Below are 17,010 nucleotides of genomic sequence, written 5' to 3' on the forward strand. Positions count from 1 at the left end.
GATTCTCTCAGGTGCCGCCGGACCCGTTCGGGGCAGGCGTCTCTCGCGGTGCGACCGCCCGCGGGGTCGCAGGCGGCGGCGCGGGCGCCGACGGTAGGAGCTGCGGCGTCGCCCGCGGTGTGACGCGCACGCGGGCCACCCGCCGGCCGTCCATCAGGGCGACGGCGAGCAGCCGCCCCCCGGCCTCCACCGAGTCGCCCTTCGCGGGCACCCGGCCGAGGACGGCCATGATGTGGCCGGCGACCGTCTCGTAGGGCCCGGCGGGCAGCCGGATCCCGGTCTCGGCGGCGAAGTCGTCGAGGTTGAGCAGGCCGTCGACCTCGACCACGCCGCCGTGCAGGCGCCGAGCCTGCGCGTCCTGCACATCATATTCATCGCGAATGTCGCCGATCAGCTCCTCCACGAGGTCCTCCAGCGTGACGATCCCGGCGACGCCGCCGTACTCGTCCATGACGATCGCAAGATGGCAGCCCTCGCGGCGCATCTCCGACAGAGCGGGCAGAACCCGCTTGGAGGACGGCAGGAACTTCACCGGGCGGGCCAGCTCCCCCACGGGCCCGTCCTCGCCCGGCGGGTCGGGGACGCCGGCCGGCAGCAGGTCCCTGATGTGGACGAAGCCGATCACCTCGTCGTGGGAGTCGCGGCAGACCGGGAACCGCGAGTGCGGACTGCCCGCCGCCACCCGCGCCGCCGCCCGCAGCGGCAGCCCCGCGTCCAGGAACTCGACCTCCGTGCGCGGGACGAGCACCTCCCGCAGCGGCCGCTCCCCCGCCGCGAACACCTCCCCGATCAGCGCCCGCTCGTCCGCGGTGATCAGGGTGTTCTCCGCGACGAGCGCCCGCATCCGCTCGGCGGTCAGCTCCTCGCGCAGCGCCCCCGGGTCGCCGCCCGCGAGCCGCACCACGAGGTCGGCCGAGCCCGACAGCAGCCAGATCAGCGGCCTGGCGAGCCGTCTCGGCGGCCGTGACCGCGGGTACCGCGGAGTCGGCGGCGTCCGGTCCATGGGTTGAACCTTCCCCGTTCGCGGTTCCGGCTAGCCTGGAAGATACCCCCGCCTGTCCCACAGCCGGTCCACTGGAGGTCCGTTCGTGAAGCTGCTCGTCACCGGAGGCGCCGGCTACATCGGCAGCGTCGTCTCCGCCCTGCTCCTGGAGGCGGGGCATGAGGTCGTCGTGCTGGACGACCTGTCCACCGGGCACGCGGACGCGGTGCCCGAGGGCGCGCGGCTGGTGCGCGGCACGCTGCGCGAGACGGCCGCGGACGTTCTGGGCGGCGCGGGCTTCGACGCGGTCCTGCACTTCGCCGCCAAGTCGCTGGTGGGCGAGTCGGTGGAGAAGCCCGGCCTGTACTGGGACAAGAACCTCGGCGAGTCCCTCGCGCTCCTTGAGGCGATGCGGGTCTCGGGCGTCCCGAGGATCGTGTTCTCCTCGACCGCCGCGACGTACGGGGAGCCGGAGTCCACGCCGATCCTGGAGACCGACCCGACCCGTCCGACCAACCCGTACGGCGCGTCCAAGCTGGCGATCGACACCACGCTCGCCGAGTACGCCCGGCTGCACGGCATCGGCGGGGTGTCGCTGCGCTACTTCAACGTGGCGGGCGCCTACGGCCGGCAGGGCGAGCGGCACGCCGTCGAGACCCACCTGATCCCGAACGTGCTGAAGGTCGCGCAGGGCGACGGGGAGGCCGTCCACGTCTTCGGCGAGGACTACCCGACCCCGGACGGCACCTGCCTGCGCGACTACATCCACGTCGCCGACCTCGGCCGCGCCCACCTGCTCGCGCTGGACGCCTGCGCGCCCGGCTCCCACCAGGTCTTCAACCTCGGCAGCGGCACCGGCAACTCCGTCCGCGAGGTCATCGACGTCTGCCGCGAGGTCACCGGGCGGGAGATCCCCGCCGTGGTCGGGCCGCGCCGTCCCGGTGACCCGGCCGTCCTGGTGGCGTCCTCGGAGAAGATCAAGTCGCAGCTCGGCTGGAAGCCCGAGCGCGACCTGCGCGCCATGGTGTCGGACGCGTGGACGTTCCTGCGCTCGCGGTGACGGGGACGGGGCACGGCGCGCTCATCACCGCGTTCTCCGAGGCGTACGGCCGTGCCCCGGACGGCGTCTGGCACGCCCCGGGGCGGGTCAACCTGATCGGCGAGCACACCGACTACAACGACGGCCTCGTCCTGCCGTTCGCGCTGCCACAGGGCGTGACCGTCGCCGCCGCGCGACGCGGTGACGGGGTCATCGAGGTCCGCTCGGCGCAGGCCGGCGGCGCCCCGGTCACCGCGCCCGTCGCGGGAGGGCCGGTGGTCTCCGAGGGCTGGCCGCCCGACCTGGCCTGGGCCGCCTACCCCGTCGGCGTCGCCCGCGTGCTGAACGCACACGCGACGGGCGGGCCCGCGGCGGGCGGCGCCTCCCTGATGATCGACTCTGACCTCCCCCAGGGCGCCGGGCTGGCCTCGTCCGCCGCGCTGGAGTGCGCCACCGCGCTCGCCCTCCGCGACCTGCACGGCGCCGGGATCGAGCGGGCCGACCTGGCGCGGCTCGCGCAGCGCGCCGAGAACGAGCAGGTCGGCGTGCCGTGCGGGCCCATGGACCAGTCGGCGTCGCTGCTCTGCACGCCCGGTCACGCGCTGATGCTCGACTGCCGCAGCGGCCTGTCGTCCCAGGTGCCGCTCGCCCTCGCCGACGCGGGCCTGGCGCTGCTGGTGGCCGACACGCGCGCGGACCACGCCCTGGCGGACGGCGAGTACGCCCGCCGCCGCGCCGAGTGCGAGGAGGCCGCGGCCCGGCTGGGCGTCGCCGCGCTGCGCGACGTGAAGGACCTCGCCGGGGCCCTCGGCACGCTCCGCGACCCGGTGCTGCGCCGCCGCGTCCAGCACGTCGTGACCGAGAACCACCGCGTGGAGGCCGTCGCCGGACTGCTGCGCGCGGGGGCCGTCGCCGAGCTTGGCTCCCTCCTGAACGCCTCGCACCTGTCCCTGCGCGACCAGTTCCAGGTCTCCTGGCCCGAGGCCGACGCCGCCGTGGACGCGGCGGTCCGGGCCGGTGCCCGCGGCGGCCGGATGGTCGGCGGCGGATTCGGCGGCTCGGTGATCGTCCTCACGGGCGCCGACCGGGCCGGACGGGTCCGCGACGCGATCACGGCGGTCTACGAGGGACGCGACTGGGCGGAGCCGCGCTTCCTCGACGCCACACCGTCCGCAGGCGCCCGCCGCATCCACTGACCCACGAGGCGGCAATGCCCCATGGCACCCCAACGCCCCGCGGGGGTCAGCCCATCGCGGATCTGATGTCGTTGAGGAGGGCCGTCGCCTCCTCGGCCGGGCCGGTCTCCTCCAGGACGCGGAAGCCGTCGACGGCGGCGGCCGCGTGGGTCTCGGCGTCGGCGAGGCGTCCGGCCTGGGCGAGGACGCGGGCCTGGTCGAAGGAGACCAGCGCCGTCTCCCAGATCCTGGCGGGCTCGTCGCCCGGCGGCAGCCCGGCCAGCGCCTCGCGGGCCGTCTCCATCGCGGTGACGGCCCCGGGCGTCTCGCCGGACCACAGCAGGCACATCGCCGCGCGGCGCCTGGTGCGCACCACGCCGTGCGGGTCGGGGGCCTCGGCGTAGGCGTCGGCGGCGTCGGCGAACCGCCCGGCGGCCACGGCGTCCTTGTCCAGGTTCGTCAGGACCTCCGCGGACTGCTCCAGGAAGTGCCCGGCCGCGCCGTGCTGCCCGTCCTTCGCCGCGTCCTCGGCGAGGGAGGCGAACAGCCCGGCGGCGTCCTCCTCGCCGAGCTCCTTCTGCGCGTGCGCGAGGACCAGGCGGCAGCGCCGCTCCGCGTCCTCCGCGACGGCGGGCAGGGCCTCCTCCGCGACCTCCGCGGCCTCCAGGTGGCGTCCGGCGGCGAGGTACCCGGCGGCCAGGTCCACCCGCAGGTAGGTGGCCTGTTCGTGCAGGCCCGCCGCCGTCCAGCCCGCGACGGCCTCGGCGAGGTCGGCGACGGCCTCGGCGGGACGGTCGCCGACGAGCAGCGTGAGGCCGCGCTCGGCGTGCGCCGCCGTGAGCAGCGGCGACGGGCCCGGCAGCGTCTCGATCACCTCGCCGAGGACGGCCAGCACCTCCGCACCGGGATCCTCCCCCGCGGGCGGCGCGTCAGGGCCCTCGGCATGTGCCAGCTGGTTCAGGGTCTGGGAGAGCAGCAGCGCCGGTCGGGCCATCGGCTCCGGGTCGCCCGCCTCGCGCGCCGCGGCGACGCCCGCTCGCAGCACCGCGACCGCTTCGCCGACGTCACCGGCCATCAGCAGCGCGCTCCCCCGCAGGAACGCGACCTCCCCCGCGTCACCGGGCGAGTCATCGGGGGCGATCCGGTCCAGCGCGGCCCCGGCGTCGGCGGGGCGCCCGAGGTCGAGGAAGGCGCGGGCCAGCCGGACGAGCGCGATCGTGCCGTCGCCGTCGCCGGTCGGATGCGCGGCGAAGTGATCGGCGGCCGCCTCCAGCTCGGCGAGCCCCGTCACAACGTCGGCCCCGCCGCCGCCACTTTCCACAGCGCCCGTCTCCACAGCGCCCGTCTCCACGGCGCCGGGCTCCACGGCGCCGGGCTGGGCGGGGCCGCGGTCGCGCGCCTGCACGCGCGCGGCGCCGAGGCGGCTGAGCGTGCGGTACCGCCGCGTCTGCTCGCCCAGCCCGGCGAACAGGCCCGCCGCCTCCTCCCAGCAGACGATCGCGCCCGCGAAGTCGCCCTGGAACGCCAGGAGACCGCCCTGGCCGTCCACGCGGCGGGCCCGCTGCATCGGCGTCGGCTCCGTCGTCTCGGCGACCTCGTCGAACCGCCGCCACCGCGCCGCCGCACCGGGCATGTCACGGCGGAGGCGGCGCCGGTCGGCCTCGTCCAGCAGCGCGTCCAGGTCCGTCTCGGAGGACAGGTCGGCGGCCTCCGGTGCGGGGGCCGGGGACGGCGCGCGGCGGCGCCGGTGGTGCTCGCCGAGCGGCAGGAACTCGACGATCGGCTCGGCCTCCAGGATCGCCCGGATCAGGTCCCCTTGGCAGGACGTGCCGTTGCGGGCGTCGAACCGCTCCGCCAGTCCCGTCGCGACCCCGGCCAGGTCCGCGCCCAGCTCCGCCAGCGGCACGTCCGCCGCCGCGCGGTCCCCGAACCCGGGACGGCGGACGGTCGCCGCGCCGTGCCCGGCGTCCGTCAGCCGCCGCAGCACCAGCGACGCCGCCGCCGCGAACCGCATCCCGATGTGCGGGCTCGGCGCCCGGTCGAGCCAGCCCAGGTGCCGTTGGACGATCTCCAGTGCGCGCGCCTCGTTCCCGGTGTCGGCGCAGAACCGCAGGTGGTCGGCGATTTCGTCCAGGTCGGCGAGCTGCGTCCGGTGCACCCGGTACGCGCGGCGGTGCGCGTCGCGGGCCTCCTCGGTGCGGCCCGTCCGCAGATACACCGGCAGCAACGCGGTCTGGATGCCCTGCGGCTGCTCGGCGCAGTTCAGCTCCTCGCCCAGGACCGGCGCCGCGACCTCGAACGCCTCCTCGTACCGCCCGTACCGGACCAGGTGCTCCACCATGCTGGTCGGGTCGCAGCCCGCGCAGTCCGACAGCTCGTCGCGCGGCGCGGCCCGCCACTTCAGGTACCAGTCGTCCGCCGACGCGTCGCCGACGTGCAACGCGACCGCGTTGCGGTAGTGGTACACCGCCTGGAGGCTGTACCCGGCCTCGCGGTAGCGGCGCTCCATGTCGTCCAGCACCCGGTGGGTGCGGTCGAGGGGGATCTCGGGGAACTGCGTCAGCGAGTTGACGATCGCCTTCATCTGCCAGAGCAGGCGGCGCGTCCCCTCGAAGCGGCCGGGGTCGCGGTCGTTGTCGGCCATCGTCCGGCTGAACGTCGCGAACGCCTTCGCGGGCTCGCCGCCGTACTGGTAGGCGTTGGTCAGCTGGAGCCGCACCCAGAACGCCTCTGTCTCGTCGCCCGCCGCCTCCGCCCGGCGCAGTGCGTCCTCCACAAGGATGGTCCGGGCCTCCCCGTAGGGCAGCTCCTGCGACCGGGCCATCAGGCCGCCGACGTCCTCCGTGCTCACTCTCGGGCCTCCGGGGGGTGGACGGCCCACTCCAGCAGGCCGATGAACGAACGGTTCAGCACCGCGGTGTCGGCGGGCCTCAGCGGATGGTGGCCGAGCAGCAGCGCCTGCCCGTACAGCGCCTGGACGGCCGGCTCGACCGGCCCGTCCGCGCCGAGCGCGGTGATGCGGCGGGTCAGCGGGTTGCGGTGGTTGAGGACCAGCTGCGCGCGGTCGGCCACGGAGTGGGCGCCGACCGCGCCGAGGACGTCGGCCCACAGCTCGTCCGCCTCGTCCCGCGCCCGCGCCAGCTCGTCCTGGAACTGCGCGTCACGGCTGGTCAGGTACAACGCGGGCAGCGACGCCGGGTCGAAGTCGCGGACGACCACCTCGCAGCCGAGCCGCTCCACCGCCCGCTGCGCCGCGGCGAGGAAGGGCCGCAGCGCCAGCTCCACCGCGGGGTCGAGCGTCCCGAACGTGGTGGTCAGCTCCGCCGCGTCGAGCCTGCCCAGCCGGATGTCCGGGTCCAGCCCCCGCAACCGCTCGATGATCTCCGGGTCGTGCACGTAGCCGCCGTTGACGAGCCCGACGCCCTGCGCGCCGGCGACCGCCGACAGCCGCCGGAACTCGTCCACGCTCGTGGTGAACCGGCCGTCCGGGTGGCGCCGCCGGAACTCCGCCAGCGTCATCGGCCCGGCGGACGTCTCGTAGTCCAGCCAGCGGTCCACGATCCGCAGCATGTCGTCGTCGTGCAGCGCCATCGCCTTCACGCCGAGCTGGTGCAGCCCGAGGAACCCGTCCAGCGCCGCCGGATCGGTCTCCGCCAGCTTCACCAGCCACTGCCGCAGGATCTCGCCCAGCCCGTCCCGGACCGACTCCAGCAGTTCGTCCTCGTAGAGCGCCTCACGGCTCGCGGTCGGCCGCAGCTCCCCCGCGTCGACGACGCAGCGGGCGAAGAACGCCCAGTCGGGCAGCAGCCCCTCCACGTTCTCCGCCAGCAGCATCCGCTTCAGGTAGACGCGGTGCGCGGCGCGCGCGGACGGCGCGACCGGATGCGGCAGGACGAACGCGACGCCCGTCAGCCCCGCCTCCGGGACGTCCAGGTCGACCACGTCGAACGGCGTGAAGCCGAACAGCTCCTCGCAGTACTCCTCCAGCGCACGCCGCCGCCCGGCCGGGTCGCGGTGGGCCGCCCGCCACACGGGACCGTCCCCGGCGACCGGCACGCCGTCCACGGTCAGCTCGACCGGCAGCAGCGACCCGTACGTGCGGGCGAGGCCCGCCACCACCGGCGGGCTCAGCAGCTCCGCCGACCCCGGCCGCGCCCGGAGCGTGACCGTCGTGCCCGGCTCGTCGCGCTCGGCGGGCTCGACGCGGTAGCTGCCGCCGGACAGCCCCGTCCACCGCACCCCCGCGCCACCGCGCGCGGACCGCGTCACCACCTCGATCTCGTCGGCGACGAGGAACGCCGACAGCAGCCCGATCCCGAACTGGCCGAGGAAGTCGTGCCGCGCGAACCCGAGTTCGTCCCGCTTGGACGAGCGCCCGATCGTCGCGAGCAGGGTGTGGACCTCGTCCTCGGTGAGGCCGATCCCGTCGTCGTGGACGCGCAGGACACCGCCGCCGGTCTCGATGGCGACCCGGCCGCCGTCACCGCGCGCGGTGATCGCGTCGACGGCGTTCTGCAGGAGTTCCCGCAGGTAGACGCGGGGACTGGCGTAGAGATGGCGGCTCAGCAGATCCACCACGCCGCGCAGATCGACCTGAAAAGCCTGTTCCGCCACCTGCCGCCTCCCCGATCACCTGATGGAGCGATCACACCCTAGCGACCGGTACCGGCCTCTTGACCGTGTTTCTCACACGAACGAGCCCCGGGCCTGACCGGCCCGGGGCTCGTGCGGTGGTCGCGTGAAAAAGTGCGCAGACGGTCAGATCGCGCAGACGGTCAGATGAGGCCGAGCTTGCGGACGGCGTCGCGCTCCTCCGACAGCTCTCCCACGGACGCGTCGATCCGGGCGCGCGAGAAGGCGTCGATCTCCAGCCCCTGGACGATCTCCCACTCGCCGTTCGCCGTCGTGACGGGGAACGAGGAGATCAGGCCCTCGGGGACGCCGTACGAGCCGTCCGACACGACCGCCATGGACGTCCAGTCACCGTCGGCGGTGCCGTTGACCCAGGTGTGCACGTGGTCGATCGCGGCGGACGCTGCCGACGCGGCCGACGACGCGCCCCGCGCCTCGATGATGGCGGCGCCGCGCTTGGCGACGGTCGGGATGAAGTCGTTCTCCAGCCAGCCCTGGTCGTTGACCGTCTCGGCGGCGTTCTTGCCGGCGATCTCGGCGTGGAAGATGTCCGGGTACTGGGTGGCCGAGTGGTTGCCCCAGATCGTCATCCTGCGGATGTCGGCGACGGACACGCCCGCCTTCTTCGACAGCTGCGCCAGCGCCCGGTTGTGGTCCAGCCGGGTCATCGCGGTGAAGCGGGAGGCGGGGACGTCCGGCGCGTGCGACTGCGCGATCAGCGCGTTGGTGTTCGCCGGGTTGCCGACGACCAGCACCTTGATGTCGTCCGCGGCGCCCGCGTTGATCGCCTCGCCCTGCGGCTTGAAGATCCCGCCGTTGGCCTCCAGCAGGTCGCCGCGCTCCATCCCCTTCGTGCGGGGGCGGGCACCGACCAGCAGCGCCACGTTCGCGCCCTCGAACGCCTTCACGGCGTCGTCGAGGATGTCGATGCCGGACACCAGCGGGAACGCGCAGTCGTCCAGCTCCATGGCGGTGCCCTCCGCGGCCTTCACCGCCTGGGGGATCTCCAGCAGCCGCAGGCGCACGGGTACGTCCGCGCCGAGCAGCTGGCCGGACGCTATGCGGAACAGCAGCGCGTAGCCGATCTGGCCCGCGGCGCCGGTGACGGTGACGGTGACTGGAGTGCGCGTCATTACCTTCTTCTCCTGCTGCTGACCTGACGGGGCTCAGGCGGCCATCCTTCGAACCCGACCACCCGAGAGCCGCGCCGCCGCGCCGAATCTCTCGCCGTCGAGATATACCGGGGTCAGGTTATCGCGCGCGCACCGCCCGCCTTCCCCCAGGTACCCGGACCGGCATGGCCGCCGCCCTCCCGCGAACACGGAAGGCCGTCCCGGAACCCTCCGGGACGGCCCTTCGAGGGGACGGGATCAGCCGTTGACCTTCTTCTGGAGGTTGGTGTCGAGGGCCTCCAGGAACTCCTGCGTGGTCAGCCAGGGGGTGTCGGCGCCGACGAGCAGCGCCAGGTCCTTGGTCATCTGACCGGCCTCGACGGTCTGGACGCAGACCTCTTCGAGCGCCTTCGCGAAGCCGATGAGCTGCGCGTTGCCGTCGAGCTTGCCGCGGTGCTCAAGCCCCCGGGTCCACGCGAAGATCGACGCGATCGGGTTGGTCGACGTCGGCTTGCCCTGCTGGTGCTGGCGGTAGTGCCGGGTCACCGTGCCGTGCGCGGCCTCGGCCTCGACGGTCTTGCCGTCGGGGGTCATGAGGACCGACGTCATCAGCCCGAGGGAGCCGAAGCCCTGCGCGAGGGTGTCGGACTGGACGTCGCCGTCGTAGTTCTTCGCAGCCCAGACGAAGCCGCCCTCCCACTTGAGCGCGGCGGCGACCATGTCGTCGATGAGCCGGTGCTCGTAGGTGAGGCCCTTGGCCTCGAACTCGGCCTTGAACTCCGACTCGTAGATCTCCTGGAAGAGGTCCTTGAAGCGGCCGTCGTAGGCCTTGAGGATCGTGTTCTTCGTCGACATGTACAGGGGCATCTCGCGGTTCAGCGCGTACCGCATGCTCGTGCGCGCGAAGTCGCGGATCGAGTCGTCGTAGTTGTACATGCCCATGGCGACGCCGCCACCGGGGAAGTCCGCGATCTCGAACTCCATCGGCTCCGACCCGTCCTGCGGCGTGTAGGTGATCGTCACCTTGCCCGGGCCCGGAACGACGAAGTCGGTGGCCTTGTACTGGTCGCCGTGGGCGTGACGGCCGATGATGATCGGCTTCGTCCAGCCCGGCACCAGGCGGGGGATGTTGGAGGCCACGATCGGCTCACGGAAGATCACGCCGCCGAGGATGTTGCGGATCGTCCCGTTGGGGGAGCGCCACATCTTCTTCAGGCCGAACTCCTCGACGCGCGCCTCGTCGGGGGTGATGGTGGCGCACTTCACACCGACGCCGTGCTCCTTGATGGCGTGGGCGGCGTCCACCGTGACCTGGTCGTCCGTGGCGTCACGGTGCTCGATCCCCAGGTCGTAGTACTTCAGATCGACGTCCAGGTAAGGCAGGATCAACTGGTCCTTGATGAATTTCCAGATGATCCGCGTCATTTCGTCGCCGTCGAGCTCGACGACGGGGGCCGCTACTTTGATCTTGGGCATGCCGTTGCTGTCCCTTTCCTACACCGGCCAGCAGTCCTTGTAAGGCTCAACTGGCAAGGCTAGCCGAGGCCATGGCGGGCATCGGACCTGGCCTGGGCCGGAGCGTTCCCGGCAGGGCGGACGCCCGTCAGCCGGACGGGCCGTCCCGGCGGCCGGACATCAGCAGCCGCAGGCCGCGCGCCGCCATCGCGAGCGCGATCAGCACGCCGAACGCCCCGGCGAGGACGAGTCCGGTCTTGTTCATCGGAGGGATGCTCAGCGCGACGAACGCCACCATCTCACCGAGGATCACGAGCGTCCAGCAGTCGACGGACCGGCTGCGCACCGCAAGCAGGCCGAGCTGCGACTCCGGCAGCAGCAGCCGCGCGAGCGCCCCGAGGAGCAGCGCCGCCGCCATCAGGCCGGATCCCTTGCGCCAGTAGTCGAGCGCGCACAGCGCGAGCCCGGCGCCGACGCCGCTGAGGACGAGCAGATATGGCAGCCGGCCGAGCCAGTGCGGCGCGGCGCCCCTGCGGCGCGGCGCGCGGCGCCTCCGCCGGTGCACCTCGGTGCTCATGGCCCCTCCGAATCGGAAACCGGCTTGGACGGCCGGTGGCACTTCACGGTAGTGCCATTCGGGTCGCGGCACGACATCATCCGCGCGCTTCCGGACGAGGCGCCGTCCGTCCGGGATTCCGGGCGCGGCCGGGGTCGGTGCCAGGCGAGGGAAACGGATGGGACACAGGAGGCGCCCGGGGGCCCGGATGCCTTGCGCCATCGGTCCTACTCGCCAGTAGGAGGGTGTGACGGTGACCGGCCCGGGTAACCCGTCGGACAGGGGTCGCTAACTAGCTGGGAGGACTGCCGTGGAGGGGCCGTTCATGCGGATCGAGGACAGCGGGCTGGTGGTGCCGCTGCGCCCCGACGTTACGACGGTCGGGAGAGGGAGAGGAGTCGACATCCGCCTCGATGATCCGAGCGTGTCGCGTTTGCACGCCGAGATCGTTCGACGCGGCCCGTATGTGTACGTCGTCGACATGGGCCTGTCCCGTAACGGAACCCGAGTCAACGGCAGGCCGATCGCCCGCCGTGTCCTGGAGGACGGAGACGTCGTGAGCTTCGGCACGGCGCGCTGCCGGATGGGGGGCATCCCCCGGGAGGAGGTGGATCCGGACGTCGAGCTGCGGCGGGCCGTCGCACCCGAGCTCACCCGCCGTGAGGTCGACGTGCTGACCGCGCTCTGCCGCCCCGCCCTCTCGGACGAGGCGTTCGTGGCACCGGCCACCGCCCGTGACATCGCGGGCGAACTGGTCGTCACCGAGGCCGCCGTCAAGCAGCACCTGCTGCGTCTGTACCAGAAATTCCGCATCCCGGAGGGCGCCAACCGCCGCACGCGGCTCGCGAACGAGGTCATCGCCATGGGCCTCGTCCGTCCGCTGCCGCCGGTGCACGTGCCCCAGCAGGGCCGCCCGATGGACGGGCGGACCACCGGGGTCCGGGGAGCCGAACCGCGCAGACCGGGCACCCCGGGGCACGCCCCGGGGCATGTCACCGGTCCCGGCCGTCCGGCGCACAGCGCCGCGGGACGCCGGGCCAGCTGATGTGGGCCTGCGGTCACCCTCTGGGCAGCGCAAGCCGGGGTGACCGCTGAGCGGGAAACACCGTTCCGGGCCGCCGCAGGGTGCAGCGGCGGCCCGGGAGGGCCGCCGCCGCATCCGGCGGATCAGCCGGCGTTCTTGAGCGAGTCCTCCGCCGCCTCCACCACGTTCGCCAGAAGCATCGCGCGGGTCATCGGGCCCACGCCCCCCGGATTCGGGGCCACCCATCCGGCGACGTCACGGACGTCGGCGGCCACGTCCCCGGCGAGCTTGCCGTCCACCCGGGACACGCCCACGTCCAGGACCACGGCGCCCGGCTTGACCATGTCCGCGGTGATCAGCCCGGGCACGCCCGCGGCCGCCACCACGATGTCGGCCTTCCGGGTGTGGGCCGCGAGGTCACGGGTCGCGGTGTGGCAGAGCGTCACGGTCGCGTTCTCGGTGCGGCGGGTCAGCAGCAGCCCGAGCGAGCGCCCCACCGTGATGCCGCGCCCGACCACGGTGACCTCCGCGCCCCGGATCGGGACGTCGAAGCGGCGCAGCAGCTCGATGATGCCCTTCGGCGTGCACGGCAGCGGCCCGGGCTGCATCAGCACGAGCCGCCCGAGGCTCATGGGGTGCAGGCCGTCCGCGTCCTTGGCGGGGTCGATGCGCTCCAGCACCCGCTGCTCGTCCAGCCCCCTGGGAAGCGGCAGCTGGACGATGTACCCGGTGCAGGCCGGGTCGGCGTTCAGCTCCGCGACGGCGCGCTCCACCTCGTCCTGCGTGGCGGTGGCGGGCAGGTCACGGCGGATGCTCTCGATACCGACCTCGGCGCAGTCGCGGTGCTTCATGTTGACGTAGGAGTGGCTGCCGGGGTCGTCGCCGACGAGGACCGTCCCGAGCCCCACGGACACGCCGCGGTCGCGCAGCGCCTGCACGCGACCCTTCAGGTTCGAGCGGATCTCGGCGGCGGTGGTCTTGCCGTCCAGAATCTGTGCCGTCATGCGTTCCTCCGCGCTGATCGCCGGGAACCGGGCCCGGCTCGGGGCCCGTCCACCCAGGCGCGCGGTGTCCGGACTGTACGTTCGCTCCCCGGTGGTGATCCACCTTGACCGCGCCAGTCGCTTAGAACGCCATGGTAACCGCCGAGTGCCCGGTGAAAATAACCGTTAAGCGGCCCTGCCGGGCACCCGCCATCGGCGACGGTGGAGGACATGCGGGCGGACATCGACGCCGCGCTCGCCGTCCGCGAACGGGGCGTCCGCTGCCGAGGGCGCGGATCGACGCCGCCACGGGCGAGGTCGCCGGGGGAGACGAGATCTCACCGTCCCACCGCGGCCTGCTGGGACGCGCGTTCGGCGACCTCGGCGCAATCCGCGTCGCCTGGCACACCCGCGTCCGCAACGAGCGATCCCGGACGGCACTGGAGCGGCTCGGCGCGTCGTACGAGGGCGTCCACCACCGGATTCACGCGGACGGCTCGATCCGCGACACCGCCACCCACGCGATGACCGACGGCGAGGATCAGTCCTCGTCCGGCCGCTGACGCCACGTGATGAGCCGGTCGGTGCCATGCCATCCGACATGGGCCGCGAGCATGGCCAGCAGCGCCGCGGCGGCCAGCCCGATCACCTGCCGGGACTCCAGCAGCAGGGCGTCCGTCCGGGCGATCGAGCCCACAAGGAAGGTCAGCACCAGGTCCATACGGCCTCCAACGGCACAGGCCGCGCAGGTCAAGAGAGGGGTAAGCAGGGGGTACGCGACCAGGGGAAGTCTAATTCACCCCCGCCCAAGACGCCGCCGACCGGCTGAGGCCATCCCACCCCCGTCCCAAGGACGCCGCCGAGCGGCTGTGCCTATTCCAACCCCGGCCCAAGGCGACGCCGAGGAGATTGCGCTCACCACCCACAACCGAAGGCGACGCCCAGCGGCAAGCCCTGCGACCTACATGAGCGAGCGAGCCGCCAGGCGAGCCAAGCGACACCCGAGAACCGACCTCAACCCCAGCAAGCAGGAACCCCAACCCCCAACAACCCGAAGGTTGCGATCGCGTCCGAAGGCAGGTGCGAGCGAAGCGAGAACCTGATCGCGCAGCGAGCCCTCCAGGGCGAGTCGAAGCGATGCAGCGATCGCCCGAGTTTCCGCCGAAGGAGGGCCGCCAGGCCCGACGCCAAGGAAACTCAATGAAAAAAGTGCCGGGTGCCCGTGAAGTAGAGGGTGGTCCCGGTCTTTTCGGCGGCTTCGATGACCTTGTCGTCGTTGACGGAGCCGCCGGGTTCGACGATCGCGCGGACGCCGGCGGCGGTCAGGACCTCCAGGCCGTCGGGGAAGGGGAAGAAGGCGTCGGAGGCACCGACGGCGGACGCGGCGCGTTCGGTTCCGGCGCGGGTGACGGCGAGTTTGGCGGAGTCGACGCGGTTGACCTGGCCCATGCCGACGCCGACGGTGGCGCCGTCGGCGGCGAGGAGGATCGCGTTGGACTTCACGGCGCGGACGGCCCGCCACGCGAACGCCAGGTCGCGGAGGGTGGCCTCGTCGGCGGGGGCGCCGACCTTCAGTTCCCAGCCGGACGGGTCGTCGCCGGGGGCGTCGACGCGGTCGACGGTCTGGAGCAGGACGCCGCCGTCGATCCGCCGGTACTCGGTGGCGTTGGCGGGGGTCCGCGGGCAGCGCAGCAGGCGGATGTTCTTCTTGCGGGTGAGGATCTCCAGGGCGTCGTCGTCGAAGGCGGGGGCGACGAGGACCTCGGTGAAGATCTCGGCGACCTGGGCGGCCAGTTCGGCGGTGACGGTCCCGTTCACGGCGATGACGCCGCCGAAGGCCGACAGGGGGTCGCAGGCGTGGGCCTTGCGGTGGGCTTCGGCGAGGTCGGCGCCGATCGCGATGCCGCACGGGTTGGCGTGCTTGATGATCGCGACGGCGGGGGCGTCGAAGTCGTGGGCGGCGCGGCGGGCGGCGTCGGCGTCGACGTAGTTGTTGTAGGACATCTCCTTGCCGTGGAGCTGTTCCGCTCCGGCGAGGCCGCCGCCGCTGCCGTCGGTGAACAGCGCGGCGCGCTGGTGCGGGTTCTCCCCGTACCGCAGGACGTTCGCGCGCTGCCAGGTGGCGCCGAGGAAGTCGGGCCAGCCGGCGTCGGCGGCGGTCTCGTCCGGCGCGTAGGAACCGGCGAACCACGACGCGACGGCCACGTCGTAGGACGCGGTGTGGGAGAACGCCAGGGCCGCCAGGCGCCGCCGTTCCTCCAGCGTGAAACCACCCGACCGGACGGCGTCCAGGACGGTCCCGTAGGCGGCGGGGTCGACGACGACCGCGACGGACGCGTGGTTCTTCGCGGCGGCGCGGACCATCGTCGGGCCGCCGATGTCGATCTGCTCGACGCACTCGTCGGGCGTCGCGCCGGAGTCGACGGTCTCGGCGAACGGGTAGAGGTTGACCACGGCGAGGTCGAACGGCTCCACGTCCAGGTCGTCGAGCTGCTGGAGGTGGTCGTCCTTGCGCCGGTCGGCGAGCAGGCCCGCGTGCACCTTGGGGTGCAGGGTCTTGACGCGGCCGTCCAGGCACTCGGGGAACCCGGTGAGCTTCTCCACCTTCATGACCGGTACCCCTGCGGCGGCGATCCGCCCCGCCGTGGAGCCCGTGGAGACGATCTCCACCCCGGCCTCGTGCAGGCCACGGGCCAGGTCCTCCAGCCCGGTCTTGTCGTACACGCTGATCAGCGCGCGCCTAATCGCCACCCGACTCACCGGCCGAGCTCCCCTCTGTGGGCTGACCCTCTGTGGGCTGCTTCTGTGTGGGCTCACTCTGTACGGGCTCACTCTGTACGGGCTCACTCTGTGTGGGCCGAACCGCCGGACGAATCGCCGCCGGACGTCTCGCCGCAGGTCCTGCACTTCATTGAGACCCGCCTTCCCCGTGCCGTCCAGCCGTCGCGGGCCAGCCGCCCGACGACGTCGACCAGGAGACGGCGCTCCACCTGCTTGATGCGCTCGTGCAGGGAGTCCTCGTCGTCATGCCAGCCCACCTGGACGGTCTCCTGGGCGATGACGGGTCCGGTGTCCACGCCTTCGTCGACGAAGTGCACGGTACAGCCCGTCACCTTCACCCCGTACGCCAGGGCGTCCCGTACGGCGTGGGCGCCGGGGAAGGACGGCAGCAGCGCCGGGTGGGTGTTGACCGTCCGTCCGCCGAACCGGGCGAGGAAGCGCGGCCCGAGGATCTTCATGAAGCCAGCGGAGACGACGAGGTCGGGTCCATGTTCGGCCACGGCGTCGGTGAGCGCGGCGTCCCAGTCGTCGCGGGAGGGGTGGTCGGCGATGCGGAGGGTGAAGGTGGGGAGCCCGGCGCGTTCGGCGCGCTCGACGCCCCCGGTCCCGGGACGGTCCGCGCCCACGGCCACCACCTGGGCCCCGTAGGCTGGGTCCGCGCACGCGTCGAGCAGCGCTTGTAGGTTGGTCCCCGCGCCGGAGACGAGGACGACGAGCCGGGCGGACACCATGACTCCCTGGTGGACGTGGGGCTGTTCGGGTCGACACGAGCCTATCGGCCCTGCTCGGCGCCCAATGATCCGCAGGTGGGAGGACCGAACGTGAGTGAGCCGCAGGGGCAGGGCGGTGGCGGGGCCGCCCCGCTGGGCCGGCCCCCCGTCGAGCGGACCGGCATGCGGGCCCTGTGGCTCGGCGGCCTGGCCCTGCTTACCGCGTTCTTCTTCTACCCCCTGGGCTTCGTGCTGGGCATCGCGTCGCTGGTGGTCGGGATCAAGGCGCAGCGGCAGGCCAAGCGGACGCGGGGCGTCGCGCCGGGCGCCACCGCGGGGATCGTGCTGGGCGCGATCGGCCTGACGATCTCCCTGTTCGCCATCGCCGGGACGGCGTACCTGGCGCCCGAGCTGAACGGCTACCAGAAGTGCGTCAGCGGCTCCAACACCAACGCCGACCAGCGGGCGTGCCGGGAGCACTACTACCCGAAGATGGAGGAGAAGCTGCACCTCCCGTCCGGCACGATGGACGACGTCGGCGTCCGCTTCTGAGCCCCTGTC

At 73.1% G+C, this 17,010-nt stretch carries 15 protein-coding genes and 1 riboswitch; of the genes, 5 read left to right on the forward strand and 10 right to left on the reverse strand.

Annotated elements, in window-relative coordinates:
* Window positions 1-7: 7 nt before the first annotated feature.
* Window positions 8-1,003 carry a hemolysin family protein gene (locus AGRA3207_RS15505; protein WP_231335330.1) on the reverse strand — a complete coding sequence of 332 codons (996 nt, stop codon included), beginning with the start codon at window positions 1,001-1,003 and terminating at the stop codon, window positions 8-10.
* 85 nt (window positions 1,004-1,088) lie between these two features.
* Here AGRA3207_RS15505 and galE point away from each other — a divergent pair, with 85 nt between their 5' ends.
* Together galE and galK are read left to right on the forward strand one after the other, a co-directional pair.
* Entirely contained in the window at window positions 1,089-2,042 is a 954-nt protein-coding gene (gene galE, locus AGRA3207_RS15510) for a UDP-glucose 4-epimerase GalE (RefSeq protein WP_231335331.1), read from the forward strand.
* Entirely contained in the window at window positions 2,018-3,217 is a 1,200-nt protein-coding gene (gene galK / locus AGRA3207_RS15515; protein WP_231335332.1) for a galactokinase, read from the forward strand. The genes galE and galK overlap by 25 nt, the downstream gene beginning before the upstream one ends.
* Before the next feature lie 46 nt (window positions 3,218-3,263).
* Here the strand turns inward: galK and AGRA3207_RS15520 are convergent, their stop codons facing one another.
* The 5 genes from AGRA3207_RS15520 to AGRA3207_RS15540 all read right to left on the reverse strand — a co-directional run bounded on the left by AGRA3207_RS15520 (window position 3,264) and on the right by AGRA3207_RS15540 (window position 10,972).
* A complete protein-coding gene (locus AGRA3207_RS15520; protein ID WP_231335333.1) occupies window positions 3,264-6,047 on the reverse strand; it encodes a hypothetical protein in 2,784 nt (927 codons plus the stop codon).
* Window positions 6,044-7,810, reverse strand: a complete 1,767-nt coding sequence (locus AGRA3207_RS15525) for an HSP90 family protein (protein WP_231335334.1) — start codon at window positions 7,808-7,810, stop codon at window positions 6,044-6,046. The genes AGRA3207_RS15520 and AGRA3207_RS15525 overlap by 4 nt, the downstream gene beginning before the upstream one ends.
* A gap of 161 nt (window positions 7,811-7,971) precedes the next feature.
* Entirely contained in the window at window positions 7,972-8,961 is a 990-nt protein-coding gene (locus AGRA3207_RS15530) for a malate dehydrogenase (RefSeq protein ID WP_231335335.1), read from the reverse strand.
* 237 nt (window positions 8,962-9,198) lie between these two features.
* A complete protein-coding gene (locus AGRA3207_RS15535) occupies window positions 9,199-10,416 on the reverse strand; it encodes an NADP-dependent isocitrate dehydrogenase (RefSeq protein WP_231335336.1) in 1,218 nt (405 codons plus the stop codon).
* A 127-nt stretch (window positions 10,417-10,543) separates the two neighbouring features.
* Complete coding sequence (locus AGRA3207_RS15540) at window positions 10,544-10,972, reverse strand: DUF3017 domain-containing protein (RefSeq protein ID WP_231335337.1); 429 nt, start codon at window positions 10,970-10,972, stop codon at window positions 10,544-10,546.
* A 289-nt stretch (window positions 10,973-11,261) separates the two neighbouring features.
* On the opposite strand from AGRA3207_RS15540, the gene AGRA3207_RS15545 reads away from it, so the two are divergent.
* Window positions 11,262-11,996, forward strand: a complete 735-nt coding sequence (locus AGRA3207_RS15545; protein WP_231335338.1) for an FHA domain-containing protein — start codon at window positions 11,262-11,264, stop codon at window positions 11,994-11,996.
* A gap of 122 nt (window positions 11,997-12,118) precedes the next feature.
* On the opposite strand, the gene AGRA3207_RS15550 is transcribed toward AGRA3207_RS15545, so the two are convergent.
* Window positions 12,119-12,979, reverse strand: coding sequence for a bifunctional methylenetetrahydrofolate dehydrogenase/methenyltetrahydrofolate cyclohydrolase (locus AGRA3207_RS15550; protein WP_231335339.1), 861 nt, complete (start codon window positions 12,977-12,979; stop codon window positions 12,119-12,121).
* Window positions 12,980-13,023: 44 nt separating this feature from the next.
* A riboswitch (ZMP/ZTP riboswitch) is annotated at window positions 13,024-13,110 on the reverse strand.
* Between the two features lie 21 nt (window positions 13,111-13,131).
* Here AGRA3207_RS15550 and AGRA3207_RS15555 point away from each other — a divergent pair.
* Window positions 13,132-13,521, forward strand: a complete 390-nt coding sequence (locus AGRA3207_RS15555; protein WP_231335340.1) for a GNAT family N-acetyltransferase — start codon at window positions 13,132-13,134, stop codon at window positions 13,519-13,521.
* Here the strand turns inward: AGRA3207_RS15555 and AGRA3207_RS15560 are convergent.
* The 3 genes from AGRA3207_RS15560 to purN form a co-directional block, all read right to left on the reverse strand.
* Window positions 13,500-13,679: a hypothetical protein gene (locus tag AGRA3207_RS15560; protein WP_231335341.1), complete on the reverse strand. Its 180-nt coding sequence runs from the start codon at window positions 13,677-13,679 to the stop codon at window positions 13,500-13,502. The genes AGRA3207_RS15555 and AGRA3207_RS15560 overlap by 22 nt on opposite strands.
* A gap of 476 nt (window positions 13,680-14,155) precedes the next feature.
* Window positions 14,156-15,718, reverse strand: coding sequence for a bifunctional phosphoribosylaminoimidazolecarboxamide formyltransferase/IMP cyclohydrolase (gene purH / locus AGRA3207_RS15565; protein WP_231335342.1), 1,563 nt, complete (start codon window positions 15,716-15,718; stop codon window positions 14,156-14,158).
* Window positions 15,719-15,801: 83 nt separating this feature from the next.
* On the reverse strand, window positions 15,802-16,470 hold the full coding sequence (gene purN / locus AGRA3207_RS15570) for a phosphoribosylglycinamide formyltransferase (RefSeq protein ID WP_231335343.1): 669 nt from the start codon (window positions 16,468-16,470) through the stop codon (window positions 15,802-15,804).
* A 90-nt stretch (window positions 16,471-16,560) separates the two neighbouring features.
* Between purN and AGRA3207_RS15575 the strand changes: the two genes are divergently transcribed.
* Window positions 16,561-17,001 carry a DUF4190 domain-containing protein gene (locus AGRA3207_RS15575; protein WP_231335344.1) on the forward strand — a complete coding sequence of 147 codons (441 nt, stop codon included), beginning with the start codon at window positions 16,561-16,563 and terminating at the stop codon, window positions 16,999-17,001.
* Window positions 17,002-17,010: the final 9 nt, after the last annotated feature.

This window comes from Actinomadura graeca (genome assembly GCF_019175365.1).
Taxonomy (GTDB): Bacteria; Actinomycetota; Actinomycetes; order Streptosporangiales; family Streptosporangiaceae; genus Spirillospora; species Spirillospora graeca.

Excerpts from the sequence above, each read along its gene's own strand:
- AGRA3207_RS15535 (WP_231335336.1), bottom strand. The coding sequence starts at position 10,416 with ATGCCCAAGATCAAAGTAGCGGCCCCCGTCGTCGAGCTCGACGGCGAC.
- purN (WP_231335343.1), bottom strand. The coding sequence starts at position 16,470 with ATGGTGTCCGCCCGGCTCGTCGTCCTCGTCTCCGGCGCGGGGACCAAC.
- AGRA3207_RS15505 (WP_231335330.1), bottom strand. The coding sequence starts at position 1,003 with ATGGACCGGACGCCGCCGACTCCGCGGTACCCGCGGTCACGGCCGCCG.
- AGRA3207_RS15540 (WP_231335337.1), bottom strand. The coding sequence starts at position 10,972 with ATGAGCACCGAGGTGCACCGGCGGAGGCGCCGCGCGCCGCGCCGCAGG.
- AGRA3207_RS15530 (WP_231335335.1), bottom strand. The coding sequence starts at position 8,961 with ATGACGCGCACTCCAGTCACCGTCACCGTCACCGGCGCCGCGGGCCAG.
- AGRA3207_RS15560 (WP_231335341.1), bottom strand. The coding sequence starts at position 13,679 with ATGGACCTGGTGCTGACCTTCCTTGTGGGCTCGATCGCCCGGACGGAC.
- AGRA3207_RS15550 (WP_231335339.1), bottom strand. The coding sequence starts at position 12,979 with ATGACGGCACAGATTCTGGACGGCAAGACCACCGCCGCCGAGATCCGC.